This is a genomic window from Pseudomonas sp. GW823-FHT03E05, from assembly GCF_058796855.1.
Map to the genome: position 1 here is coordinate 100,155 of NZ_JBXAJB010000003.1, position 25,251 is coordinate 125,405.

The 25,251-nt window shown below is 64.0% G+C and carries 23 protein-coding genes; 13 read left to right on the forward strand and 10 right to left on the reverse strand.

Going from position 1 to position 25,251, the window contains the following annotated elements; all coding sequences use genetic code 11:
* The first annotated feature begins 58 nt into the window (after window positions 1-58).
* From AC1RCO_RS13415 to rarD, 3 genes are all read left to right on the forward strand, one after another.
* Window positions 59-1,963, forward strand: coding sequence for a PhoX family protein (locus tag AC1RCO_RS13415; RefSeq protein WP_492617793.1), 1,905 nt, complete (start codon window positions 59-61; stop codon window positions 1,961-1,963).
* 158 nt (window positions 1,964-2,121) lie between these two features.
* Window positions 2,122-3,096, forward strand: coding sequence for a serine/threonine protein kinase (locus tag AC1RCO_RS13420; RefSeq protein WP_011063872.1), 975 nt, complete (start codon window positions 2,122-2,124; stop codon window positions 3,094-3,096).
* Window positions 3,097-3,335: 239 nt separating this feature from the next.
* The gene (gene rarD, locus AC1RCO_RS13425) at window positions 3,336-4,223 is read left to right on the forward strand and encodes an EamA family transporter RarD (protein ID WP_011063873.1); all 888 of its coding nucleotides are present in this window, start codon (window positions 3,336-3,338) and stop codon (window positions 4,221-4,223) included.
* Window positions 4,224-4,445: 222 nt separating this feature from the next.
* Here the strand turns inward: rarD and AC1RCO_RS13430 are convergent, their stop codons facing one another.
* Entirely contained in the window at window positions 4,446-4,964 is a 519-nt protein-coding gene (locus AC1RCO_RS13430; RefSeq protein ID WP_011063874.1) for a glycine cleavage system transcriptional repressor, read from the reverse strand.
* Between the two features lie 544 nt (window positions 4,965-5,508).
* On the opposite strand from AC1RCO_RS13430, the gene AC1RCO_RS13435 reads away from it, so the two are divergent.
* Entirely contained in the window at window positions 5,509-7,686 is a 2,178-nt protein-coding gene (locus AC1RCO_RS13435; RefSeq protein ID WP_011063875.1) for a malate synthase G, read from the forward strand.
* Between the two features lie 79 nt (window positions 7,687-7,765).
* On the opposite strand, the gene AC1RCO_RS13440 is transcribed toward AC1RCO_RS13435, so the two are convergent.
* Window positions 7,766-8,212 carry a response regulator gene (locus tag AC1RCO_RS13440; RefSeq protein ID WP_015637278.1) on the reverse strand — a complete coding sequence of 149 codons (447 nt, stop codon included), beginning with the start codon at window positions 8,210-8,212 and terminating at the stop codon, window positions 7,766-7,768.
* A 258-nt stretch (window positions 8,213-8,470) separates the two neighbouring features.
* Between AC1RCO_RS13440 and AC1RCO_RS13445 the strand changes: the two genes are divergently transcribed.
* From AC1RCO_RS13445 to AC1RCO_RS13475, 7 genes are all read left to right on the forward strand, one after another.
* Window positions 8,471-10,405 carry a putative nucleotidyltransferase substrate binding domain-containing protein gene (locus tag AC1RCO_RS13445; protein WP_492617794.1) on the forward strand — a complete coding sequence of 645 codons (1,935 nt, stop codon included), beginning with the start codon at window positions 8,471-8,473 and terminating at the stop codon, window positions 10,403-10,405.
* Window positions 10,402-11,109, forward strand: a complete 708-nt coding sequence (locus tag AC1RCO_RS13450; protein WP_065365120.1) for a 3'-5' exonuclease — start codon at window positions 10,402-10,404, stop codon at window positions 11,107-11,109. The genes AC1RCO_RS13445 and AC1RCO_RS13450 overlap by 4 nt, the downstream gene beginning before the upstream one ends.
* 268 nt (window positions 11,110-11,377) lie before the next feature.
* The gene (locus AC1RCO_RS13455; RefSeq protein ID WP_011063879.1) at window positions 11,378-11,896 is read left to right on the forward strand and encodes an RNA polymerase sigma factor; all 519 of its coding nucleotides are present in this window, start codon (window positions 11,378-11,380) and stop codon (window positions 11,894-11,896) included.
* Window positions 11,893-12,870, forward strand: coding sequence for a FecR domain-containing protein (locus AC1RCO_RS13460; RefSeq protein ID WP_065365119.1), 978 nt, complete (start codon window positions 11,893-11,895; stop codon window positions 12,868-12,870). The genes AC1RCO_RS13455 and AC1RCO_RS13460 overlap by 4 nt, the downstream gene beginning before the upstream one ends.
* Before the next feature lie 181 nt (window positions 12,871-13,051).
* The gene (locus tag AC1RCO_RS13465) at window positions 13,052-15,481 is read left to right on the forward strand and encodes a TonB-dependent siderophore receptor (protein ID WP_342402933.1); all 2,430 of its coding nucleotides are present in this window, start codon (window positions 13,052-13,054) and stop codon (window positions 15,479-15,481) included.
* 63 nt (window positions 15,482-15,544) lie between these two features.
* Entirely contained in the window at window positions 15,545-16,666 is a 1,122-nt protein-coding gene (locus AC1RCO_RS13470; RefSeq protein ID WP_492617795.1) for a PepSY-associated TM helix domain-containing protein, read from the forward strand.
* Window positions 16,663-16,851, forward strand: coding sequence for a hypothetical protein (locus AC1RCO_RS13475; protein WP_145713302.1), 189 nt, complete (start codon window positions 16,663-16,665; stop codon window positions 16,849-16,851). The genes AC1RCO_RS13470 and AC1RCO_RS13475 overlap by 4 nt, the downstream gene beginning before the upstream one ends.
* On the opposite strand, the gene AC1RCO_RS13480 is transcribed toward AC1RCO_RS13475, so the two are convergent.
* Window positions 16,798-17,250, reverse strand: coding sequence for a hypothetical protein (locus AC1RCO_RS13480; protein WP_011063884.1), 453 nt, complete (start codon window positions 17,248-17,250; stop codon window positions 16,798-16,800). The genes AC1RCO_RS13475 and AC1RCO_RS13480 overlap by 54 nt on opposite strands.
* A 100-nt stretch (window positions 17,251-17,350) precedes the next feature.
* Between AC1RCO_RS13480 and AC1RCO_RS13485 the strand changes: the two genes are divergently transcribed.
* Entirely contained in the window at window positions 17,351-17,980 is a 630-nt protein-coding gene (locus AC1RCO_RS13485) for a glutathione S-transferase (RefSeq protein WP_011063885.1), read from the forward strand.
* Here AC1RCO_RS13485 and AC1RCO_RS13490 read toward each other — a convergent pair.
* The 5 genes from AC1RCO_RS13490 to rloA2 form a co-directional block, all read right to left on the reverse strand.
* The gene (locus tag AC1RCO_RS13490) at window positions 17,977-18,147 is read right to left on the reverse strand and encodes a hypothetical protein (RefSeq protein ID WP_158267418.1); all 171 of its coding nucleotides are present in this window, start codon (window positions 18,145-18,147) and stop codon (window positions 17,977-17,979) included. The two genes, AC1RCO_RS13485 and AC1RCO_RS13490, sit on opposite strands and share 4 nt — an antisense overlap.
* A complete protein-coding gene (creD, locus tag AC1RCO_RS13495; RefSeq protein ID WP_011063886.1) occupies window positions 18,140-19,516 on the reverse strand; it encodes a cell envelope integrity protein CreD in 1,377 nt (458 codons plus the stop codon). Before creD ends, AC1RCO_RS13490 begins: the two co-directional genes overlap by 8 nt.
* Before the next feature lie 91 nt (window positions 19,517-19,607).
* Window positions 19,608-21,026 (reverse strand): two-component system sensor histidine kinase CreC, encoded by a 1,419-nt coding sequence (gene creC / locus AC1RCO_RS13500; RefSeq protein WP_019094051.1) that lies wholly within the window; start codon window positions 21,024-21,026, stop codon window positions 19,608-19,610.
* The gene (creB, locus tag AC1RCO_RS13505; protein ID WP_011063888.1) at window positions 21,026-21,706 is read right to left on the reverse strand and encodes a two-component system response regulator CreB; all 681 of its coding nucleotides are present in this window, start codon (window positions 21,704-21,706) and stop codon (window positions 21,026-21,028) included. The genes creC and creB overlap by 1 nt, the downstream gene beginning before the upstream one ends.
* Before the next feature lie 59 nt (window positions 21,707-21,765).
* On the reverse strand, window positions 21,766-22,266 hold the full coding sequence (gene rloA2, locus AC1RCO_RS13510) for a retropepsin-like aspartic peptidase RloA2 (protein WP_011063889.1): 501 nt from the start codon (window positions 22,264-22,266) through the stop codon (window positions 21,766-21,768).
* Window positions 22,267-22,503: 237 nt separating this feature from the next.
* On the opposite strand from rloA2, the gene yihG reads away from it, so the two are divergent.
* Window positions 22,504-23,391, forward strand: coding sequence for a 1-acylglycerol-3-phosphate O-acyltransferase, YihG family (yihG, locus tag AC1RCO_RS13515; RefSeq protein ID WP_011063890.1), 888 nt, complete (start codon window positions 22,504-22,506; stop codon window positions 23,389-23,391).
* On the opposite strand, the gene AC1RCO_RS13520 is transcribed toward yihG, so the two are convergent.
* Together AC1RCO_RS13520 and AC1RCO_RS13525 are read right to left on the reverse strand one after the other, a co-directional pair.
* On the reverse strand, window positions 23,392-24,549 hold the full coding sequence (locus AC1RCO_RS13520; RefSeq protein ID WP_015637287.1) for a glutathionylspermidine synthase family protein: 1,158 nt from the start codon (window positions 24,547-24,549) through the stop codon (window positions 23,392-23,394).
* Window positions 24,546-25,241: a DUF1190 domain-containing protein gene (locus tag AC1RCO_RS13525; protein ID WP_492617796.1), complete on the reverse strand. Its 696-nt coding sequence runs from the start codon at window positions 25,239-25,241 to the stop codon at window positions 24,546-24,548. Before AC1RCO_RS13525 ends, AC1RCO_RS13520 begins: the two co-directional genes overlap by 4 nt.
* Window positions 25,242-25,251 lie beyond the last annotated feature (10 nt).

Consider the following 25,251-nt stretch of genomic DNA (forward strand, 5'->3'; position numbering starts at 1 on the left):
AACATATTCGTCATGGGGGCTCATTAAGGTGGCTGCAAAAACCTGCAGGGAGCCTGATATGAGCCTGTTACTAGAAGAAGACCAACCCACCGACCTGGAACAGCTGGTCGGCCTCAGCCGCCGCGGTTTCATCGGTGCCGGCGCCCTGTGCGGTGCAGCGCTGTTCCTGGGCGGCAACCTGTTGAGCCGCAGCGCCCTGGCCGCCAGCGTCAGCGCCGGCACCAGCCAGTTGCTGGGCTTTGCCGGCATCCCTGCCGCCACCAGCGACAGCATCACCTTGCCACCTGGCTACAAGTCCTCGGTACTGATCAGTTGGGGCCAGCCCCTGGCCAAGAACGGCCCGGCCTTCGACCCCAGCGGCAATGGCACCGCCCGGGCCCAGGAAGTGCAGTTTGGCGACAACAACGACGGCATGAGCCTGTTCGCCTTCCCGGACGACCGCCACCGCGCGCTGATGGCCATCAATAACGAATACACCAACTACCGCTACCTCTACCCCCATGGCGGCTTGCCGCAATCCGCCGAAGACGTGCGCAAGGCCCAGGCCAGCGAAGGCGTGTCGGTGATTGAAGTGCAGCGCAAGAATGGCCAGTGGCAGTTCGTCCAGGGCTCACGCTACAACCGACGGATCCACGGCAACACGCCGATCCGCCTGAGTGGCCCCGCCGCCGGTCACGATCTGCTCAAGACCAGCGCCGACCCCAAGGGCAGGAAAGTCCTCGGCACCTTCCAGAACTGCGCCAACGGCAAGACCCCATGGGGCACCTACCTGACCTGCGAAGAGAACTTCACCGACTGCTTCGGCAGCAGCAACGCCGAGCAGAAATTCGACGCCGCGCAGAAGCGCTACGGCGCCGTGGTGGCCAGCAAGGAGATCAACTGGCACCTGCACGATCCGCGTTTCGACCTGGCGAAGAACCCCAACGAACTCAACCGTCACGGCTGGGTGGTGGAAATCGATCCGTTCGACCCGCAATCGACCCCGGTCAAGCGCACCGCCCTGGGTCGCTTCAAGCACGAAAACGCCGCCCTGGCCGAAACCCGCGACGGCCGCGCCGTGGTCTACATGGGTGACGACGAGCGTGGCGAATTCATCTACAAGTTCATCAGCCGCGACAAGATCAACCACCGCAACCCCAAGGCCAACCGCGACCTGCTGGACCACGGCACCCTGTACGTGGCGCGCTTCGATGCCGGCGACGGCAACCCGGACCACCCCAAGGGCCAGGGCCAGTGGATCGAACTGACCCACGGCAAGAACGGCATCGACGCCAGCAGCGGCTTCGCCGACCAGGCCCAGGTGCTGATCCAGGCTCGCCTGGCCGCCAGCGTGGTCCAGGCCACGCGCATGGACCGCCCGGAATGGATAGTGGTCAGCCCCAAGGACGGCCAGGTCTATTGCACCCTGACCAACAACTCCAAGCGTGGCGAGGACGGCCAGCCGGTAGGCGGCCCCAACCCGCGGGAGAAGAACGTCTACGGGCAGATCCTGCGCTGGCGCACCGGCGGCGACGACCATGGTGCCATGAGTTTTTCCTGGGACCTGTTCGTAGTGGCCGGCAACCCGGGGGTGCACGCCGGCCAACCCAAGGGTGGGTCGTCCAACATCACCCCGCAGAACATGTTCAACAGCCCCGACGGGCTGGGTTTCGACAAGGCCGGGCGCCTGTGGATCCTCACCGACGGCGACTACAGCAACAGCGGCGACTTCGCCGGCATGGGCAACAACCAGATGCTCTGCGCCGACCCGGACAGCGGTGAGATCCGCCGTTTCATGGTCGGGCCGGTGGGTTGCGAAGTCACCGGCATCGCCTTCGCCCCGGACCAGAAGACCCTGTTCGTGGGTATCCAGCACCCTGGGGAAAACGGCGGTTCGACCTTCCCCGAACACCTGCCCAAAGGCAAGCCACGCTCCTCGGTCATGGCCATCACCCGGGAAGACGGCGGCGTCATCGGCGCCTGACCCCGCCTCGCGCCCAGCCGGCTTCTGCACCCGCAGGAACCGGCTGGGCGGCGAACCCGACGCACGGCCGAACCACCGGCAAACCCTCCCCCGCTGGCTCCCCGTCTGCGTTACCATGCTTGGCCGGACGCGGCAGCCTGCTGCGCGCAGGAGTAAGCATGTCGCACCCGTTTGAAACACTGACCCCCGATCTGGTCCTGGACGCCGTTGAAAGCATCGGCTTTCTCAGCGACGCCCGCGTGCTGGCGCTCAACAGCTACGAAAATCGCGTCTATCAAGTCGGCATCGACGAAAGCGAGCCACTGATCGCCAAGTTCTACCGGCCCCAGCGCTGGACCAACGAAGCGATCCTGGAAGAGCACCGCTTCACCTTCGAACTCGCCGAATGCGACGTGCCGGTGGTGGCGCCGATCATTCATGACGGCGCCAGCCTGTTCGAACACGCGGGCTTTCGTTTCGCCCTGTTTCCCCGCCGCGGCGGCCGCGCACCGGAGCCAGGCAACCTGGACCAGCTCTACCGTCTCGGCCAGTTGCTGGGCCGCCTGCACGCGGTGGGTGCCACCCGCCCGTTCGAACACCGCGAAGCCCTGGGGGTGAAGAACTTCGGTCACGATTCCCTGGCAACCCTGCTGCAGGGCAACTTCATCCCCAAGAGCCTGCTGCCAGCCTACGAGTCGGTGGCCCGGGACCTGCTCAAGCGGGTGGAAGAGGTCTACCAGGCCACGCCACACCAGAACATCCGGATGCACGGCGACTGCCACCCCGGCAACATGATGTGCCGCGACGAGATGTTCCATATCGTCGACCTGGATGACTGCCGCATGGGCCCGGCGGTGCAGGACCTGTGGATGATGCTCGCCGGCGACCGCCAGGAATGCCTGGGCCAGTTGTCCGAGTTGATGGATGGCTACAGCGAGTTCCATGATTTCGACCCGCGGGAGCTGGCCCTGATCGAACCACTGCGAGCCTTGCGCCTGATGCACTACAGCGCCTGGCTGGCACGACGCTGGGACGACCCGGCGTTCCCCCACAGTTTCCCCTGGTTCGGCAGCGAACGTTATTGGGGCGATCAGGTGCTGGCCTTGCGCGAACAGTTGGCGGCCCTCAACGAAGAACCTCTCAAGCTGTTCTGACCCGGCCTGCAGGAGCCGGCTTGCCAGCGAAGGGGGCCCGAGAAATCGCCTTCGCCGACAAGCCGGTACCCACACAAGGGCGCCAGCCGTAGGAGCTGGCTTACCAGCGAAAGGGCCCGAGAGATTGCCCTCGTCGGCAAGCCGGCGTCCACAGTGGGCAGCGGGGTAAAAGTCAGGACAGGTCTAGACAATTGTCCTTACAATTGCGGCTTTGTTAGCTGCCTAAGCAAGGATTCTGCATGCAAGCCGCCAACCCGCGCCGCGGGTACATCCTGGGTCTGACCGCCTACATCATCTGGGGTCTGTTCCCGCTCTATTTCAAAGCTATCGCCAGCGTTCCCGCGGTCGAGATCATCATCCACCGGGTGCTCTGGTCGGCGCTGTTCGGCGCCCTGCTGCTGATGGTGTGGAAGCACCCCGGCTGGTGGCGCGAACTGCGGGACAACCCCAGGCGCCTGGCGATCCTGGCCCTGAGCGGCACCCTGATCGCCGCCAACTGGCTGACCTACGTCTGGTCGGTAAACAACGGGCGCATGCTCGAAGCCAGCCTGGGCTACTACATCAACCCACTGGTCAACGTCCTGCTGGGCATGCTGATTCTTGGCGAACGCCTGCGGCGCATGCAGTGGCTGGCGGTGATCCTGGCGGCGGTGGGCGTGGCCCAGCAAGTGTGGCAGGTAGGCAGCCTGCCCTGGGTCTCTCTGATGCTGGCGCTGAGCTTCGGCTTCTACGGGCTGATCCGCAAGCAGGCGCCGGTCAAGGCCCTGCCCGGCCTGGTGGTGGAAACCTGGATGCTGGTGCCCATCGCTCTGGGTTGGCTGCTGCTGCACCCCGATGCCAGCAGTGCCCATGCCGAGTTCTGGAGCAGTTCCCAGGCCTGGTGGCTGGTGGCTGCCGGCCCGGTGACCCTGGTACCTCTGGTGTGCTTCAACGCTGCCGCACGGGACCTGCCCTACACCACCCTGGGTTTCCTCCAGTACCTGGCTCCCACCCTGGTGCTGCTGCAGGCCGTGCTGCTGTTCGACGAGCACCTGTCCTCCAGCACCTTGCTGGCCTTCATGTTTATCTGGGCCGGCCTGGCGGTATACAGCGTGGATGCCTGGCTCAGCCTGCGCGGGCGTCGCTGATCAATAAACGTACAAAGCCCTGCAGGCCACGCTCTTCGTGGCTTGCAGCGGTTCTTCCCAAGGTTATCCACAACCTGATCCCCGCCCTTTGTGCACAAGCCCTTGAAACTGCTGATTTTTTGATCAACTGGCGCAACGCCGCGCTGGCTCTGGGCCAGGGCCTGGTCTCTACAGGTTATCCACAGGCACATGCACGGTTTACTGGGATAACCCTCACAAGGCTCAGGGCTCGCTGCGCAGGACCAATTCCACCATCAAGTCGTCCGCCAGGGTTTCCAGGCGCGCCTGCAGCACTTCCAGGGACAGGGTCAGGGGCACCGCAAGGATCGCCTCGGCGTGGAACAGCGGCTCGCTGCTCATGGGCGCTGGGCGCACCTCGGTCACCAAGCGCTCCAGGTTCACCCCCTGCTCGGCCAGCAGCCGGGTGATGTCGCGCACGATTCCCGGGCGGTCGTTGCCCACCAGTTCCATGGCGATGGGTTTCCAGGTGCAGGACTGCTCCACGCCGCTTTCGGCGATCAACACGCGAATGCCCTGGGCCGACAAGCCTTGCAGGGCGTCCACCAATTCATCGTAGGCTTCGGCCGGCACTGCCACCCGCAGGATCCCGGCGAACTGCCCAGCCATGCGTGACAGGCGGCTTTCCAGCCAGTTGCCGCCATGCTCGGCGATGCACTGGGCAATGCGCTCGACCTGGCCGGCCTTGTCCGGGGCGAATACCGTGAGAACGAGATGGTCCATGGCGCAGCCCTCTTTGAGCAATGAAAGATCCAGTATAGGCAGCCTCATTCCCCGCGCCTTCCAGCCCATATGGCAGCAGCTTGTGCAGGACAGCGAATGTGCCCGCAAGGCCGACGCAAACCCCGAAGGCCCATTCGCCGGCAAGCCGGCTCCTACGAGGGTGCGCAAGGCAAAACACAAATCGTGTACAACTTTTTGTATTTATATGGAACAATCCACCGGCTTTTTGAGAACATCGCATTCCCCTGCGTGACCGCACTGCACTTTAAAGTCGCGGAACGACGCTTTTAGTCTAATTTTCACAACCGCAGTTCATCATGTAGTATGCCGCAGCGCGCACTACATAACGTTGGAACGATGTCCGCCAAGGCCTGATCGCAACCCCCGCAACAGCCTGTCAGCAAGGCTCCGCCGTTGATTGGAAGGACCCAGCCGCCAGCGATGGCATGTACTGGAGAACAGGGTTGTGCTTTAAATGGCCGCCGGCTTCATTGTTAATTTGAAGAGCTGAAAAGCGAAATAGCTGAGCAGAGTGAGGCAAGCAATGACTGAGCACGTTCAAGTCGGTGGCCTGCAGGTCGCCAGAGTCCTGTTCGACTTCGTGAACAACGAAGCCATTCCCGGTACCGGCCTCACCGCCGACTCGTTCTGGGCCGGTGCAGACAAGGTCATTCACGACCTGGCGCCGAAGAACAAAGCCCTACTCGCCAAACGCGATGATTTCCAGGCACGTATCGATGCCTGGCACCAGTCCCGTGCCGGCCAGGCGCATGACGCTGTGGCTTATAAAGCCTTCTTGCAAGACATCGGTTACCTGCTGCCAGAAGCGGCGGATTTCCAGGCCACGACGCAAAACGTCGATGAAGAGATCGCCCACATGGCCGGCCCGCAGCTGGTGGTGCCGGTGATGAATGCGCGCTTCGCCCTCAACGCTTCCAACGCTCGCTGGGGCTCGCTGTACGACGCCCTGTACGGCACCGATGCCATCAGCGAAGCCGATGGTGCGGAAAAAGGCAAAGGCTACAACAAGGTCCGCGGTGACAAGGTCATCGCCTTCGCCCGCGCCTTCCTCGATGAATCCGCGCCGCTGACTGCCGGCTCCCACGTGGACTCGGTGAGCTACAAGATCGTCGGCGGCAAGCTGGTGGTCGGCCTCAAGGGTGGCAGCAACAGCGGCCTGCGCAACGACGCGCAACTGATCGGCTACCAGGGCGACGCTGCGGCCCCTACCGCGATCCTGCTCAAGCACAACGGCCTGCACTTCGAGATCCAGATCGACGCCACAAGCCCGGTCGGCCAGACCGACGCCGCCGGGGTCAAGGACCTGCTGATGGAAGCGGCCCTGACCACCATCATGGACTGCGAAGACTCGGTCGCCGCAGTGGATGCCGACGACAAGGTGGTGATCTACCGCAACTGGCTCGGCCTGATGAAGGGCGACCTGGCGGAAGAAGTTTCCAAGGGCGGCAAGTCCTTCACCCGCACCATGAACGCCGACCGCGAATACACCGGGGTCAATGGCGAGCCGGTGAAACTGCACGGTCGTTCGCTGCTGTTCGTGCGCAACGTCGGCCACCTGATGACCATCGATGCGATCCTCGACAAGGATGGCAACGAAGTGCCGGAAGGCATCCTCGACGGCCTGGTCACCAGCCTGGCGTCGATCCACAACCTCAACGGCAACACGTCGCGCAAGAACAGCCGCACCGGCTCGATGTACATCGTCAAGCCGAAGATGCACGGCCCTGAAGAAGCGGCGTTCACCAACGAGCTGTTCGGCCGCATCGAAGAGGTGCTGAACCTGCCGCGCAACACCCTGAAAGTCGGGATCATGGACGAGGAGCGCCGCACCACGGTCAACCTCAAGGCCTGCATCAAGGCGGCCAGCGAGCGCGTGGTGTTCATCAACACCGGCTTCCTCGACCGTACCGGCGACGAAATCCACACCTCCATGGAGGCCGGCGCCATGGTGCGCAAGGCCGACATGAAGGCCGAAAAATGGATCGGCGCCTACGAGAACTGGAACGTCGATATCGGCCTGAGCACCGGCCTGCAAGGTCGCGCGCAAATCGGCAAGGGCATGTGGGCGATGCCGGACCTGATGGCAGCGATGCTCGAACAGAAAATCGCTCACCCACTGGCCGGCGCCAACACTGCCTGGGTTCCATCCCCGACCGCCGCTGCGCTGCACGCGCTGCACTATCACAAGGTCGACGTATTCGCCCGCCAGGCCGAACTGGCCAAGCGTGCCCGCGCCTCGGTGGACGACATCCTGACCATCCCGCTGGCGGTCAACCCGAGCTGGACGCCGGAGCAGATCAAGAACGAACTGGACAACAACGCCCAGGGCATTCTCGGTTACGTGGTGCGCTGGATCGACCAGGGCGTGGGCTGTTCGAAAGTGCCGGACATCAATGACGTCGGCCTGATGGAAGACCGCGCCACCCTGCGTATCTCCAGCCAGCACATCGCCAACTGGCTGCGCCACGGCGTGGTCACCCAGGAGCAGGTGCTCGAAAGCCTCAAGCGCATGGCTCCGGTGGTTGACCGGCAGAACGCCAGCGACCCGCTGTACCGCCCCCTGGCACCGGACTTCGACAGCAACATCGCCTTCCAGGCCGCCCTGGAACTGGTGATCGAAGGCACCAAGCAGCCAAACGGCTACACCGAGCCGGTCCTGCACCGCCGGCGTCGCGAGTTCAAGGCCAAGAACGGTCTGTAAGCCCGCGTAACCAGCAGTAATTAAAAAAGCCCCGGTCGCAAGGCCGGGGCTTTTTTTCGCCTGTGTGGCAAGGGATCGGCTAGAGCACCACGCCCAGCTCGTGCTTGACCAGGGCCAGCAGCTTGGTGGTGTCGATCGGCTTGAGCAGGAAGTCCACCACGCTCAGGTGCATGGCGGCGATGGCATCGCGGACATCGGCGTCGCCGGAAATGATGATGATCGGCAGCGCCGCCCGCTCCGATTCACGCACCTGGCGGATCAGGTCCAGGCCATTGCAGGGCGCCATGCGCAGATCGGTGATCAACAGGCCGATGGATTTATTCGATTCAAGCAACTCAAGTGCGGCCTTGCCACTGGCCGCCGTGATGCAACGGATGCCATCCAGGCCAAGAATCTCCGCAAGCAGCTCCCGTGCATCCTTGTCGTCATCGGCGATCAGCACCCGCTGGGGCGGCAGATCCGGTTCCAGCATGACCGCACTCAGGGCCTCGCGCTCGGCGTCACTCAAAATATCGTGGTCGGGCATACATTTCTCTACATGAACAGATCAATCCCCTAGCACAGTGGTCAGACATCGCTAAGCAGGCCTCCAATGTGCACTTCGTCGGAAAAATTGCCAAGAGTCTTGATCAGAGCTTTTTCGCATTGATTGCCGACGCTTCAAAGCCAAATGTCCGGCCCCTAGGGCGCTACCTAGACTTACGTCCAATGGGCACCCCAGACGTTGCAGCCGACCATGCCGTGATCCGACCACAACAAATCCAAAAAGACTGCGGTAATCGTTATGAGTAAAGCGGACGCCTTCACCCAGGCCGGGAAGACCGCGGTGTTGCAGAACATCCAGGGGACCGTGCAGTTCCTGCAACGGTTCCCGCCGTTCAACCAGATGGAGCAGCTGCATCTGGCCTACCTGGTAGAACAATGCCAACTGCGCTTCTACGGCCCCGGCGACAGCATCATCAAGCCGGCCGACGGCCCGGTCGAGCACTTCTATATCGTCAAGCAGGGCCGCGTGGTGGGCGAACGCACACACGCCGCCAAGGGCAGCACCGAGACCACCTTCGAAATCACTTCCGGCGAGTGTTTCCCCCTGGCCGCGCTGCTGGGCGAGCGCGCGACCCGCACCGAGCATCGCGCCGCCGAAGATACGTTCTGCCTGCAACTGAACAAGGGCGCTTTCATCAAGCTGTTCGCCCTGTCCGCGGAGTTTCGCGACTTCGCCCTGCGTGGAGTCAGCAGCCTGCTGGACCAGGTCAACCAGCAAGTCAAACAGAAAGCCGTGGAAACCCTCGGCACCCAGTATTCGCTGAACACCCGCCTGGGCGACCTGGCCATGCGTCATCCGGTGGCCTGTTCACCGCAGACGCCGCTGCGCGAAGCCGTGGCGCTGATGCATGAGCAGCAGGTCGGCAGCATCGTCGTGGTGGACGAACGCAAGGCCCCGCTGGGGATCTTCACCCTGCGCGACCTGCGCCAGGTGGTGGCCGACGGCACCCAGGACCTCAACCAGCCCATCGAACAGCACATGACCCAGGCGCCGTTCTTCCTCAGCCCGGACCACAGCGCCTTCGACGCCGCCATCGCCATGACCGAGCGGCATATCGCCCACGTCTGCCTGGTGAAAGAACAGCGCCTGTGCGGGGTGGTTTCCGAGCGCGATCTGTTTTCCCTGCAGCGGGTCGACCTGGTGCACCTGGCGCGGACCATCCGCAACGCGCCCCGGGTCGAACACCTGGTGGCGCTGCGGGGCGAGATCGGCCAGTTGGTGGAGCGCATGCTGGCCCACGGTGCCTCCTCGACCCAGATCACCCATATCATCACCCTGCTCAACGATCACACCGTGTGCCGGGTCATCGAACTGACCCTGGCCGACAAGGGCGACCCCGGCGTGCCTTTCAGCTGGCTGTGCTTTGGCAGTGAAGGCCGACGCGAACAGACCCTGCACACCGACCAGGACAACGGCATCCTGTTCGAGGCCCGGGACGCGGCCCACGCGGCAGAAATCCGCGGCAAGCTGCTACCCATCGCCCAGCAGATCAACCAGAGCCTGGCCATGTGCGGTTTCACCCTGTGCAAGGGCAGCATCATGGCCGGCAACCCCGAGCTGTGCCTGTCCCGTGCTGAATGGGCCCGGCGCTTCGCGGCCTTCATCCGCGAGGCCACCCCGGAAAACCTGCTGGGTTCGAGCATCTATTTCGACCTGCGGGTGGTCTGGGGCGATGAACAGAGCGCCGAACAACTGCGTCGGGGCATCCTCGACCAGGTGGCGGACAACCGTCTGTTCCAACGCATGATGGCGGAAAACGCCCTGCGCCAGCGCCCGCCCGTGGGGCGTTTTCGCGAGTTCGTGCTGGCCAGGAAAAATGGCGAAAAGGCCACCCTGGACCTCAAGGTCCAGGGCCTCACCCCCTTCGTCGACGGTGCCCGGTTGCTGGCCCTGGCCAACGGCATCGGCGCGATCAATACCCTGGAGCGCCTGCGCCAGCTGGTGTCCAAACAAGTGATCGAGCCCCTGGACGGCGCCGCCTATGAAGAGGCCTATCACTTCATCCAGCAGACCCGCATGCAGCAGCACCAGCGCCAGACCCGGGAGAACCAGCCCTATTCCAACCGGGTCGACCCGGACAGCCTGAACCACCTGGACCGGCGCATCCTGCGTGAATCCCTGCGCCAGGCCCAGCGCCTGCAAAGCAGCCTGGCCTTGCGGTACCAGCTATGAGCCTGTTTGCCTGGTTCCGCCCCGCAGTCAGCCTGCTGAGTGCCGAGCAGCAACAGCGTCGCGATCGGCTACCGGCCTTCACCGAGCTGAATGAAAGCAGCCTGCGAGAGCAGCGCTGGGTAGTGGTGGACGTGGAAACCACCGGCCTCAACCTCAACCGCGACCAGGTGCTGTCCATCGGCGCGGTGGTGATCGAAGACGGTGCCATCGACTTCAGCCAGCAGTTCGAGCGCACCCTGCAACGCGAGGGCCACAAGCTCAGCCCCAGCGTACTGATCCACGGCCTGGGGCCCAGCGCCATCGCCGCCGGCTGTGATCCGGTGGAGGCCCTGCTGGATTTCATGGAGTTCGTCGGCGACAGCCCGCTGCTGGCCTTTCATGCCCCGTTCGACCAGCACATGCTCGGCCGGGCGCTGAAGGACAGCCTGGGCTACCGCCTGCAACACAGCTTCCTCGATGTAGCGGACATGGCACCGTTGCTGTGCCCCCAGGCCCAGATCCGCGAAGCCGGGCTGGACGACTGGGTGCGCTGGTTCAACCTGCAAGTGGTGGAGCGGCATAACGCGGCGGCCGATGCCCTGGCCACCGCGGAGCTGGCGCTGATCCTGTTCAACCGCGCCCGCCAGCAGCAGATCCACAGCCCGCTGAACCTGCAACAGCGCCTGGGCCAGTGGAAACGCCGGCAGCAGGCACCTTCGTTCTGAGCCACCGCACTGTGGCGAAGGAGTTTGCTCCCGCTCGGCCGCGCCGCGGCCGTAGAAACTGAGTCCTGGATCTAACAGATACAACGCCTTGGGCGTGCTGCGCACGCCAACGGGAGCCATTTCCCTCGACACAACTAGTTCCTTGCCTTGGGCACCCGCCCTCTCCAGCCACAAGGCAGCCGACCAGCGTCAATTGCGCCACTGTTTCGCCTCTGCCACAATCGCGAATAATTCTCGTTAGTTTAAACTTCTCGATTGGTGAGTTCCGTTGTCGTCAGTCCAAAGCCCTCACAATGAGCTGGTTGGTGCGTTGTATCGCGACCATCGTGGTTGGCTGTTGGCCTGGCTACGGCGCAACGTTGCCTGCAGCCAGCGGGCCGAGGACCTGAGCCAGGACACCTTCGTGCGCCTGCTGGGCCGCGACGAACTCAAGGCGCCCCGGGAGCCGCGGGCGTTTCTGGTGGCCATCGCCAAGGGCCTGCTGTTCGACTATTTCCGGCGCGCCGCGCTGGAACAGGCTTACCTCAGCGAACTGATGCTGATCCCCGAAGGCGAACAACCGTCGCCCGAAGAACAGCAGATGATCCTCGAAGACCTCAAGGCCATCGACCGCCTGCTGGGCAAGCTCTCCAGCAAGGCGCGCATGGCCTTCCTCTATAACCGCCTCGACGGCCTGAGCCACGCCGAGATCGCCGAACGCCTGGGGGTCTCGGTGCCAAGGGTGCGCCAATACCTGGCCCAGGGCATCCGCCAGTGCTACATCGCCCTGTACGGGGAGCCGCTATGACCCCCATGAGTTCCAAGCCGGTGTCGGCCCAGGTGCTGGATGCCGCCATCGCCTGGCAGCTGTCGCTGGATGGCGGCGCCAGTGCCGTGGAGCGCGAAGAGTTTGCCAAGTGGCACGCTGCCCATGAAGAACACGCCCGCGCCTGGCGCCAGTTGGGCATGCTCGACCAGCGCTTTGGCGTGGCCACCGGCCCGGCCCGCAACGCCTTGCTGCAATCGCGCGAAGGCTTGCGCCGGCGGGTACGCAAGCTGGGTCGCGGGGTCGCCAGCGTCGTGCTGTTCGGCGGCCTGGCGCTGTTTGCCGGGGAACGCTACCTGCCGATGGACTACTGGCTGGCAGACCAGCGCACCGCCACCGGTGAGCAGCGCACCCTGCGCCTGGCCGACGGCACGGTGATTAACCTCAATACCCACAGTGCGCTGGATGTGCGCTTCGATGAGAAGCAGCGGCGGATCGTGCTTCAGGAAGGCGAGATCCTGATCGAGACCGGGCACAACGACAGTCGGCCGTTCATCGTCGAAACCCGCGACGGCCGAATGCGCGCCCTGGGCACACGGTTCCTGGTCAAGCGCGAGGACCAGGGCACCCGCCTCGGGGTGCTGCAATCGGCGGTGGCGGCGCGGCCGCAAGCCGGTCAGGACGAGCACGTGTTCAAGGAAGGCCAGCAAGTGCTGATGCGCCGCGATGGCCTCGGCCCGCTGCAGGCCCTGAACCTGGGGGCCGACGCCTGGACCCGGGGCATGCTGGTGGTGGACAACGCCCGGCTCGGTGACCTGATCGATGAGCTGGGCCGTTACCGCCGTGGTCACCTGGGCGTCGCACCGGAACTGGCCGACCTGCGGATCACCGGCAGTTTCCCGTTGCAGGACACGGACCTCGCGCTCAATGCCCTGCTGCCGACCCTGCCGGTGAAGATCGAACGGCACACCCCCTGGTGGGTGACGGTGGTGGCCAAGGCCGACGCCAAGCACTGAGGTCGGTGTCGCAGCCTTCGCCGGCAAGCTGGCTCCTGCACCGATCCCGTAGGAGCTGGCTTGCCGGCGAATTAGCCTCAATCAGTCTAAATCTAAATTATTTTCAATCCGCCCCTATCACTTTTCCAATCTCGTCCGGCACCTAGGCAATTGCGAAACATTTCCATTCAGGAGCCGCCGTATGTCCCGCCCGCTAGACACCCTGTTGCGCCCCAGTCTCTTGGCCGTTGCCATCGCCCTCTGCGCCCCCCTGGCCAGCCCGGCGCTGATGGCTGCCGAACAGTCCACCAGCGTGCGCGCCTACAACCTGCCGGCCGCACCGCTGGCCAGCACCCTGAACCAGATCGCCAGCCAGGCCGGCCTGGCCCTGAGCCTGAATCCGTCCCTGGCGGCGGGCAAGACTTCGGCCCCGGTCAAGGGCCAGTTCGATGCACCGGGCGCCCTGCGTGAGGCCCTGCGTGGCACCGGCCTGCAACTGGAGCACAGCAGCGCCGGCACCTACAGCCTGGTGGCCACGCCGGAAGGCGTGGTGGCCTTGCCGCAAACCAATATCAGCGGCCAGCAAGCTGGCGAGAGCGCCTGGGGCCCGGTCGACGGTTACCTCGCCACACGTACCGCCGCCGGCACCAAGACCGATACCTCGCTGGTTGAAGCTCCGCGCTCGATTTCCGTCGCTACCCGCCAACAGATGGAAGACCGCAACGTTCAGAATCTAGACGATGCCGTGCGCTACATGCCCGGGATTGTTTCTGCCAGCTATGGCAGCGACACCCGCTATGACTGGATGCGTGTACGTGGCTTTGAACCCACACAATTTCTCGACGGCCTGCCCCTGCCCCGCGGTGTGTATGCCAATCCGAAAGCGGAAACCTGGAACCTCGACCGCCTTGCCCTGCTGCGCGGCCCGGCGTCCTCGGTGTATGGGCAGACCCCACCGGGCGGCCTGCTGGATATGGTCAGCCGGCGCCCAAGCGCAGACACCAGCCACGCCGTCCAGATTCAGTACGGCAGTGACAACTACCGCCAGATCAACTTCGCCAGCACCGGCAAGATCGACGATGAAGGCCAGTTCCTTTATGGGCTCAGCGGTGTCGTTCGCGACGCCGGCACCCAGGTCGACCACATCGACAACAAGCGTTACAACATCGCTCCCAGCCTGACCTGGAACATCGATACCGATACCAAGCTGACCCTGCTCACGCAGTTCACCCGTGACGATACGGGTGCCACCAGCCAGTTCATGCCGATCCAGGGCACCAAGATCAAGTCGCCACTGGGCGACGTTTCCCATCACAAGAACCTGGGTGACCCGGACTACGAGTTCTACGATCGGACCTACTACGCGCTAGGCTACGCCTTCGAGCACCGCCTCAACGATGTCTGGCAGTTCCGTCAGAACCTGCGCTACACCAAATCGGAGCTGTCCTTCCAACAGTTGACCGTTGGTTCTTACGCCTACTCCCCGGCTGATGCAGCAGGCAACATCAGCCGTACCTCGACCAACGTCGACGAAGACATCGGCCAGTTCGCGGTCGACAACAATTTCCAAGCGGACTTCACCACTGGCGACATCAGCCACACCGTGCTGCTTGGCCTGGACCACCAACGTACCGATACCTCCTACCTGTCGATCTACGGTAACGGGGGAACCACCAACATCTTCAACCCGGTCTATGGACAGTCGATTGTTCGTCCGTCGCGCGCCGACGCCTATTACGACTACGACCAGAAGACCATTCAGACCGGCCTCTACGTCCAAGACCAGATGGCCCTGGACAACTGGCGCCTGACCCTGGGTGGCCGTGAGGACTGGGTGCACCAAGGCACCACCTACCTCAACAAGAAAGACGTGACCAACACTGATCGCAGCAAGAACTTCAGTGGCAATGCGGCGCTGAGCTATGTGTTCGACTCGGGTGTTGTGCCGTACATCTCCTACGCCGAATCGTTCCAGCCAGCGAGCAACGCCAGCGTTTCACCGACCGAATCGTATAAACCCACGGAAGGCAAACAATGGGAGCTGGGGGTCAAATATCAGCCACCAGGTTCGAACACTCTGCTGAGCGCGGCGGTCTACGACCTGACACAGAAAAATGTCCTGGTGACCAGCATTGGCGCCGGTGGCGAATCGATCACCAACCAGACCGGCGAAGTGAAGGTCAAAGGCCTGGAACTGGAGGCGGTGTCTGACGTAACCGAAAACCTCAAGGTCATCGCCGCGTATACCCTGGCCAAGTCTGAGGTGCAAAAAGGCATCTACAAAGGCAACCGCTTGCAACTGATGCCAAACCAGCAAGCCTCCCTGTGGACTGACTACACCTGGCATTCCGGCGTACTCGATGGTTTCGGCATCGGTGCGGGCGCCCGCTACACCGGCAATACCTATGGCGACCAAGCCAACACCTGGCTGGGCAAGGCCGACGCCTACACGGTGTTCGATGCCGCCGTGCATTACGACCTCGGCCGCCTGGACAACAGCCTCAAAGGAGCGTCGCTGAAACTCAACGCCACGAACCTGTTCGACAAGGATTACCTTTCCACTTGCGATGGTTCCTACTGCTATTTCGGCGATCAGCGTAGCGTGGTCGCCAGCGCCACCTATCAATGGTAACCAGCTGAGTTAACAACCAGGCCGTCCGACAAGGGCGGCCTTGGTGTGTCTGAAGGCTAAGAAATGAAAAGCAAGACAATCCGCCGCTGGTCCTTTATCCACACCTGGACCAGCCTGATCTGCACGGTGTTCCTGCTGATGCTGGCGCTCACCGGCCTGCCGCTGATCTTCCACCACGAGATCGACCACCTGCTGGGGGATTCCCCCGAACTGCGGGAGATGCCTGCCGACACCCCGCACCTGGACCTTCAACAGTTGGTCAAGGCCGCCAAGGCTCATCGCCCGGGTGAGGTCATGCAGTACTTCGGCTGGGACGAGGACGAACCCAATGGCGTGATGACCATCATGGCCAGGACCGCCGGCACCGAGCCTAACGCCTCCCACACCTTCATGCTCGACGCCCGCACCGGCGAGGCCGTGGCCATGCCCTCGGCCAATGGCGGGTTGATGATGGTCATGCTGCGCCTGCATGTGGACATGTTCGCCGGGCTGCCGGGCAAGCTGCTGCTGGCCTTCATGGGCATCCTCTTCGTGCTGGCGATCATCTCCGGCACGGTGCTCTACCTGCCGTTCATGCGCCGCCTGAAGTTCGCCACGGTGCGCCAGGACAAGTCCAGCCGCCTGCGCTGGCTCGACCTGCACAACCTGGTCGGCGTGGTAACCCTGACCTGGGCCCTGGTGGTGGGCGTTACCGGCGTGATCAGCGCTTGTGCCGACCTGATCATCGCCGCCTGGCGCAACGACAGCCTCAGCGCCATGGTCGCGCCCTACCGCGACGCGCCGCCACTGACCTCACTGGCGCCGGCCAGCCGCCTGCTGGATATCGCCAGGGAAGCCGCCCCGGGCATGCAGCCGGACTTCATCGCCTTCCCCGGCACACGCTTTTCCAGCGAGCATCACTACGCGGTGTTCCTCAAGGGCAGCAGCCACCTGACTTCGCACCTGCTGACCCCGGTGCTGATCGACGCCAGTAGCCTGCAGGTCACCGCCGTGGCCGGGCGGCCCTGGTACATGGACGCCATGGGCATGTCCCAGCCGCTGCATTTCGGCGACTACGGCGGCATGCCGATGAAGGTGCTGTGGGCGGCGATGGACGTGCTGACCATCATTGTCCTGGGCAGCGGCCTGTACCTGTGGCTAGTCCGCCGGCGAGCCGGCAAGTCGATGCCGCAGGTGCGCCCATGAAACCCCGGCAATCGAAATTCTGGAAGGTCTTCGCCGCGCCCCTGGGCATTGGCCTGCTCTGCGCCGCCGGGTTGTTCGCGGCGCTACTGGGAGACGGGGCCTGGGACAGCCTGAGCTGGCTGGGCCTGGGCCTACCGACGCTGATCGCCCTGCGCGGCCTGTTGCGGCGCAAGCCGGCGGCCTGAACCTGGCGCCGGGAAACCACGCCACAGGTACATCGAGAGCCCGAGGCCGATCAGCATCACCGGGATGAACAGGCGATTTTCCAGCAGCGCCTCGATGGCCACCAGCACGCTGAACAACGCCAGCCCCAGCAGCGGCACATAGCTGGCCGCCAGGCTCCAGCGCCAGGGCTGGGTCACCGGGTCGGGCCCGCGCCAGGCCAGCAGTGCGCAGCCCAGGCCCGGCAGGGCCAGTGCCGGTAGGGCCCAGTACCAGGCCATGTAGGCGAACGCCATGACCAGCTCCGGCTCCCCTTCACCCTTGCGGCGGAACTCGTATTGCAAGGCCAGATACACCGCCAGCGCGCCCAACAGGGTCAGGGCCAGGCTGTACAACCCGTGTAGAAGATAGGACCTGCGCACTCATCACTCCTCGTCTGTATCGCCAATCGCCCCTGTGGCCAATGCCACAGGCTGCGCTAAGATCCCCGGGCTGCGAGACTTCCACCCGCGAGGAATATTCATGTCCACCCCAAGCATGACGCTGTTCCACAACCCGGCATCACCTTACGTACGCAAAGTCATGGTGCTGCTGCATGAAACCGGGCAGTTGAACCGGGTCGCCCTGCAAGCCAGCCAGTTGAGCCCGGTAGCTCCGGACGCCGCGCTGAACCAGGACAACCCCCTGGGCAAGATCCCCGCCCTGCGCCTGGACAACGGCCAGGTGCTGTACGACAGCCGGGTAATCCTCGACTACCTGGACCAGCAGCACGTCGGCAACCCGCTGATCCCCCGGGACGGCTCGGCCCGCTGGCGGCGCCTGACGCTCGCGGCCTTGGCCGACGGGATCATGGACGCCTCGGTACTGGTGCGCTACGAGCTGGCCCTGCGTGCCCCGGAAAAACACTGGGAACAGTGGCTCGACGGCCAGCGCGACAAGATCCGCCGAGCCCTGGCGGTTCTCGAAGCCGAAGCGATTGCCGAACTGGCCAGCCACTTCGATATTGCCGCCATCAGCGTTGCCTGCGCCCTGGGCTACCTGGATTTCCGCCACCCCGACCTGGAATGGCGCCAGGACCATCCCCAGCTGGCCGCCTGGTACTTCGAGATCAGCCAGCGCCCGTCGATGCTGGCGACCCGGCCGCCGGTCTAATCAGTCAGGCGATCGGGCCTCTTCGCCGGCAAGCCGGCTCCTGCAGCACGGGGCATGGCTTGCTGGCGTACCAGCCACCAGGCATCGAGCGGAAACAACTGGCCGATGCGCTGCGCCAGATGCTCCCGCTGGCGCTGATCCTCACGCAAACCCAATGACCTACTCATGGACGGCCTCCAGATCGAACTGCAAAGGCTGCGCTGCCTTGCGCTGGCCAATGCCATACCAGTCCAGCTTGCGGGTCAGCACCATGAACACGCCCAACAGCCCGAACAGCAGCAGCGAGCCCATCAGCAGCGCGTAATCCTCGGCGCTGAGCAAGCCATAGAGCAGGCCGTACAAGGCCGCCAGCGCGATCGCGAACAGCGCGCCGTTACGCCAGCTGTGCAGCACATGGCTGACATAGAAGCCGATCAGCCCCACACAGGCTGCCGCCGACACGCCATAGGCCAGCGCAAAGCCCAGGTGCTCCGATAGCGACAGCAGCAACAGGTAGAAGAACGCCAGGGCCACGCCCACCAACCCGTACTGGATCGGGTGCACCGACAGGCTCTTGAGTACCTCGAAGAGAAAGAAGCCGGCGAAGGTCAGGCCGATGAACAGCAAGGCGTATTTGATGGCCCGGTCGCTCTTCAGGTACTGGTCCACCGGGTCGATGAAACTCACGCCGAAGCTGCGGCCGTTGAAGTCCTGGCATTGCGTGCCGAATGCGCAACGCTCCATGGCCTGTTCCAGGTTGGTGGAGAAGAACGAGGTCTGCCAGATGGCTGAAAAGCCCTGCTCGGTCACTTCACGCTGCACCGGCAGGTAGTTGCCGATAAAGCTCGGGTGCGGCCAGTTGGCCGTCAGCAGGACCTTGCTGGTCTTGCCCACCGGCAGCACCTGCAACTGGCCGGTGCCCTGCAGGCGCAGGTCGAAGGCGAAATCCAGGCGGGTGTTCTTTTTCAGGTCCAGGGGCGGCAGCAGCACATGCACGCCTTCATCCAGCCAGCTGACAAAGGTGCCCGGGGCGAAGTCCAGGGTCTGGCCGTTGAGTTGCAGTTGCAGGGCGTTCTCGATGCCGCGGATATCGCTGATGCCCACCGCCAGGAAGGGCTGGTCGAACTGGTAGTCGGCAAAATCTTCCTTGATCCCGTATTGCTCGGGCACGGCGAAATGGCCGCTGATGTGATTGTCGGCGTGGAACAGCCGAGCCTCGTAGATGCCCCGGGCACGCAGCTCGGTCTGGGCCTTGCCGTCCAGCTCGAAGTGTTCCGGCAGGAAGAACATGCGCCCTTGCTCCTCGCCGATGTCCTGATAGCGCTTCTTGGTCTTTTCGTCGGTCTTCCAGGTGCGCACGGTCTTGCGGTAATCCACCACCATCACCGGGCCGCGGATCTGCTGCTGGGTGCTGGAGCTGCGGGCAATATCGTCGAGCACGCCGTCGCGCAGGCTCTGGCGCTCGCTGATCAGGCCGCTGATCATCAGCAGCGGTATCAGCAACAGCAGGATCAACAGGCCAATGGCCCCGAGTTTGAAGGTCAGGTTGCGGTTCATGAGGCTCTCCCGGTTCGAATGGGAGAGAGTCTGGAACGCGGCTATGGGGGTTTTATGGAAGCAATGTGGAGAATCTGTGGAGAATCCCCGGTCAGGGCAGGCGCAAGGTCACCTGCACCCCGCCCGGAACGTTGTCGATACGCATCTGGCCGCCATGCAACTGCACCACTTCCTCGACGAAGTTCAGCCCCAGGCCGGTGCTCTTGCGTCCGCTGTCCGGGCGCGGCAGGGAATAGAACCGCTCGCACAGGCGCGGCAGGGCATAGTCCGGAATCGGCTCGCCCTGGTTGAACAGCACCAGCTCCACGCCCTCCTCCACAGGTTGCGCGCTGCAACGCAACAGGCCGCCCACGGGGCTGAAGTCCAGGGCATTGGTCAGCAGGTTGCCCAGGGCCTGGCGCAGCAGGAACGGCTCGCCGGACCAGGCCAGGTCCGCCGGCACCCGAAGTTCCACCTGCAGTTGCTTGCCTTCGATACGCCCGTGCTGGCTGTTCAGCAGCTCCTTGCACAACGGCGCCAGGGGCACATTCACCCGCTCTTCCAGGCCCTGGCGCTGCTCCACCTGCGCCAGGTTCAGCAGGCGCTCGATCAACTGCTGCATGCGCGCGCTTTCGCTGTCGATATTGCCGACGAAACGCTGGCGCTGTTCCAGGGGCATTTCGCCCTGCAGCAGCTCCGCCGCCCCGCGAATCGCCGCCAGGGGGCTTTTCAGTTCGTGGGTCAGGGTATGCACGTAGCGCTCGACGTAGGCCTTGCCTTCGAGCTGGGTGCGCATGTGTTCCACCGCCGTGGCCAACTGTTCCATTTCACCGCCGCGATAGTGCGGCAACTCGGCCCGGCGCCCTTCGCTGACCGCCAGGGCATAGGCGGTCATGCGCCGCAGCGCGGCGCTCAGCCACCAGGACAGCAAGGCACCGAACAGCAGGCCCATGGCGATCAGCCCGGCGCCGTACCACAGCAGGCGCCGCTCGGTGCGATCGACATAGGGCTGCAGGGAACTGTTGGGCTTGGCCACGGTGACCACGCCGATGATCTGGCCGTTGTCGCGGATCGGCGCACCCACGTGCATCACCGAGGAATTGGGATCGTCGGCCAGCGAGCGCGACGAGCGCGCGCCGTACTGGCCGCGCAGGGTCAGGTACACGTCGTTCCAGCGCGAATAGTCCTGGCCCACCGCCAGGCCGCTGGAATCCAGGACCACGATGCCCTTGGCGTCGGTCACGTAGATGCGGTGGTTGACCTGATTCTTCGGCAGGCCCCAGATGGTCGCCGCCGGTTGCCGCTCGCCATAGGCACGCAACAGCTGCGGCCAGCGGTTCTCGCTGAGGGTGCCGGCCTTGAAGTCATCCCGCAGGATCTCCGCCAGCAGGTTGGCGGTGTCCACCAGGGTTTCCTCGGTGGACTGGCGGACCCCGGGGCGGATCTCCTTCATCACCGTGCTCAGCACGAAATAGCCGGTCAGGCTGATGAACAGCAAATAGACCAGGAAGATCCGCAGCCCCAAGGTCATCAGGCGTGGCTCGGGCTGTAGCTGTAGCCCAGGCCGCGATGGGTCTGGATCGGCTCGGCCTGGGCCGCCACCAGGCGCAGCTTGGCCCGCAGGCTTTTGATATGGCTGTCGATGTTGCGCTCATAGCCCACATCCGCCATTACCCCCAGGGCGTCCAGCAACTGCTCGCGGCTGAACACCCGCTCGGGCTGTTCCAGCAGGCATTGCAGCAGGCGGAACTCATGCCGGGTCAGGCTCAGGGGCTGGCCACGGTAACTGATCTGCACCCGCTCAGGGTCAATCACGAACAACGCCGCGACCGCCTCGGGAGCCACCCGCGGGACCATGCGCTTGAGGATCGCCTTGACCCGCGCCGCCACTTCCCGCGGGCTGAAGGGCTTGACCACATAATCGTCGGCACCGATTTCCAGGCCCACCACCCGGTCGATCTCGCCGTCCCGGGCACTGAGGAACATCACCGGCACCTCGCTGAAGCGCCGCAGTTGCTTGCAGGTTTCGAAGCCGCTGATATCCGGCAGGCCGATGTCGAGGATGATCAGGTCCGCCGGGCTCGCCTGTTGATGCTCCAGGGCCGCACGGCCCAGGCTCAGCCAGGTGGTAGTGAAGCCTTCGCCTTGCAGGGCAAAGATCAGGGTGTCGGCAATCGCCGCTTCGTCTTCGACAATCAGGATATGGGGCATGGCATCCAAGCACGCAAATTCAGTGGGCGAACGGTGCCGGATGCCTGGTAAGTCGTCAATCAGCAGTCGGGTTTATCGGCGGTATAACGCCGCGCCGGGTTCACCGCCGCACCGAATTCGCGCAGGGCCTTGGCGCCAATCAGCAGCGGGTAGTTGAAGCTGCTGCGGTCGGTGAGGTTGACCTCCACCGTGCGCTTGACGTTGCCCAGGCACATTTCCAGTTCCACCACCGGGCGCTTGGCCGCCTGCGGCTCTTCCCGGTCATCGTCCTCGTCGGAACGGCTCTTGATCTTGCTGATGCGCGCCACCTTGTGTTCGTAGACCTTGCTGCCAGCGTCCTTGGTGGCCAGGCGGAAGCGCACCCAGTCCTCGCCATCGCGGGTGAAGGTCTGGATATCCTTGGCCGACAGCGAAGCGGTCAGGGCCCCGGTGTCCATCTTGGCTTGCAGGGTTTCGCCGATTTCCGGCAGGCGGATGTATTCGTAACGGCCATACAGGGTCGGCTCGGCAGCCATCACCGGCAGCGCCAACAGAGACACAAGAGCAAGGACAGATTTCACGACGGTGGATTCCTTGAAGAAAGTGGGCAGCGGGATTTTAGACCGCTGCCAACGAATTGGTTCTACCCGAGCCCCGTAGGAGTCGGCTTGCCGGCGAAAGGGCCCCGATAGACACCCCAGCCAATTGCCACCCACCCTACCCGCCCCCAGGTGAAACATTCGTCAGCACACTAGAATTTGGCCTGCCCGCCGAAGCTGCTTATCATGGCGCGCCCAAAAGATTGCAAAGAGTGCCTTATGCGCCGCCTGCTCACCGGCTGTTTCGTCACCCTGCTCCTGCTGCTCAACACCCTGGTGCTGTTCGGCCCATTGATGGTGTTCGCCCTGCTCAAGCTGGTCCTGCCCGGGCGCCTGCGTGACTACGCCTCGGCCGCGGTGATGTGGATCGCCGAGACCTGGGCCGAGATCGACAAGCTGATCTTCGCCCTGTGCATCCCCACCCGCTGGGACATACGCGGCGGCGAGGGCCTGCGGGTCGACACCTCCTACCTGGTGGTGAGCAACCACCAATCCTGGGTCGACATCCCGGCCCTGATCCAGACCCTCAACCGGCGCACGCCGTTCTTCAAGTTCTTCCTCAAGAAGGAACTGATCTGGGTGCCGTTCCTGGGGCTGGCCTGGTGGGCCCTGGACTACCCCTTCATGAAGCGCTACAGCAAGGCCTTCCTGGCCAAGCACCCGGAACTGCAAGGCAAGGACCTGGAAATCACCAAGGCTGCCTGCGAGCTGTTCAAGCGCCAGCCGGTGACCGTGGTCAACTACCTGGAGGGCACCCGCTTCACCCCGGCCAAGCGCCAGCAGCAGGGCTCGCCCTTCCAGCACCTGCTCAAGCCCAAGGCTGGCGGCGTGGCCTTTGTCCTCGCGGCCATGGGCGAACAGCTGGACGCCATGCTGGATGTCACCGTGGTCTATCCCCAGGAACGCATTCCCGGTTTCTGGGACCTGATCTGCGGCAGCGTGCCCAAGGTGATCATCGACATCCGCACCCGCGAACTGGACCCCGCGCTGTGGCAGGGCGATTACGAAAACGACCCGGCGTTCCGCCAGCAGGTGCAGGACTGGGTCAACCGGCTGTGGACCGACAAGGACCAGCGCATCAGCGAGTTGCTGGGCGAAAGCCGCTGATCAATCGCTGATCACGTGGGGCAGGAAGCGGCTGCTGTCCTTGGTGATCGGCGAGTTGTCCTCACGAATGCCGATACCCGCCGGCTGGTCCCCGATCACCCAACTGCCGATCACCGTGTGGTTGCCGGCAAACACCGGCAAGGGGTGGAACTGCTGGCGGATGCAGGGCCCGCCGCCGTAGGGCCCGGCCTCGATCAAATGCTCGCCGCCTTCGGTGCAGATTTCCACATTGGCGCCCTCTCGGGAAAAGAACGGCTTGCGCACCCACCCCGGGCCCAGGCTGGCGGCGGGGTCGTCGTCGATAAACGCCGGCAGCAGGTTCGGGTGCCCCGCATGCCGTTCCCAGAGCAGGGCCAGCGCGCCCTTGTTGGAGAGAATGGCTTTCCACGGCGGCTCGACAAACTGCGTGCGGCTGCCGGCAATGGCCGGGCCAAAGGCTTCGTTGAACAGGTGCTCCCAGGGGTAGAGCTTGAACAGGCTGTCGATGGGGGTGCCCAGCAGGTCGACGAAACGCCCGCCGGCATTCAGACCGATGTCCTCGATGTCGAGCAACCGCGTCCCCAGGCCAGCCTGACGGGCAATGTCGCGCAGGTATTCGACCGTGCCGCGGTCTTCGAGCGAATCCCTGACCGAGGCAAAGTGCATCGGCGACTTGAAGCCGCCCTGGACGAAGGCCTGGAGCAGCTTGTCCTCGATGCTGTTGAACTGGTCGCAGCCGGCCGGCAATTGCCCGCGCTGCATCTGCTGTTCGAGCCAGACGTACTGGAAGAAGCTCGCCTCGTACAGCGAGGTCGGCGTGTCGTAGTTGGTTTCCAGGAGCTTGGCCGGGCCGGTGCCGTCGTAGCACAGGTCCATGCGCCCATAGAGGTGGGGGTCGCCCTGCTTCCATGACTGGCGGATCAACTCATGAAAGGCCGCAGGGATAGCCAGGCGCTCCAGCAGTTCCTCGCTGTCCACCACCTCGGCCACCAGGGCCATGCACAGCTCGTGCAGTTCCTGGGTCGGGTCTTCCAGGTCGTCCTCGATCTGCCGCAGGCTGAAGCGGTAGTAGGCCGACTCGTCCCAGTAAGGCTCACCGTCGAAGGTGTGGAAGGCAAAACCCAGTTGCTCCGCCGTGGCTTGCCAGTCCGCACGCGGAGTGCTGGGGATGCGCTTCAAGAACCGAAGCTCCAACTGCTGCGGCTGGAGGAACCGAAGCCGCTGCGGCTGACCACTTCATGGGCGCCGGCCAGCGGGTTGCCGGCGCTGGTGAAGTGTTCCGGGCTGGATATCCCGAAGCGCCCGCCACTGGCGCCGGAGAAGGTCTTGCCGGCCTCCACCTGCTGGCTGAGGGTGCTCAGCTGGGTACCGCCACGACCATCGCGCTGCTTGTACAGGGCCTCGCTGAAATAGCGCGGTTCAGGGGTCGAATCCAGGCCGATCCAGCGCCAGAAGCGCGAGCCCGAGCTGGAGCCACCACCACCACCACCACCACCACCACTGGAGCTGGTCTGTTGTTCTTCTTCGGGCTTGTCCGGCACCGTGCGCTGGGAGGTCAGGGCAAAACCGCTGGAAATCGGTACATAGGCTCGGTTATCGCGCGAGACCATGCAGTTGGCGGTGACGAAATCCTCCTCGCAACGTTGCAGGTCCAGGTAACGCGGGGCCACACGCTCCCCACGTTCGCGGGCGTCATCGCGGGCGGCCTGGCAAATGGCGGACGGAATCTGTGCCCGTTCGCATTCGCTGACGCTGCTGAAATTCTGGGTCTGGCGCACTTCCCGGGTCGCCTGGGACCGGCCGTCACAGGCGGCCAGGGCAAACGGCACGCTGCCCAGCAACACCAGGCGCACGCTCTTGCTGCGTTTCATGGCCGCGCCC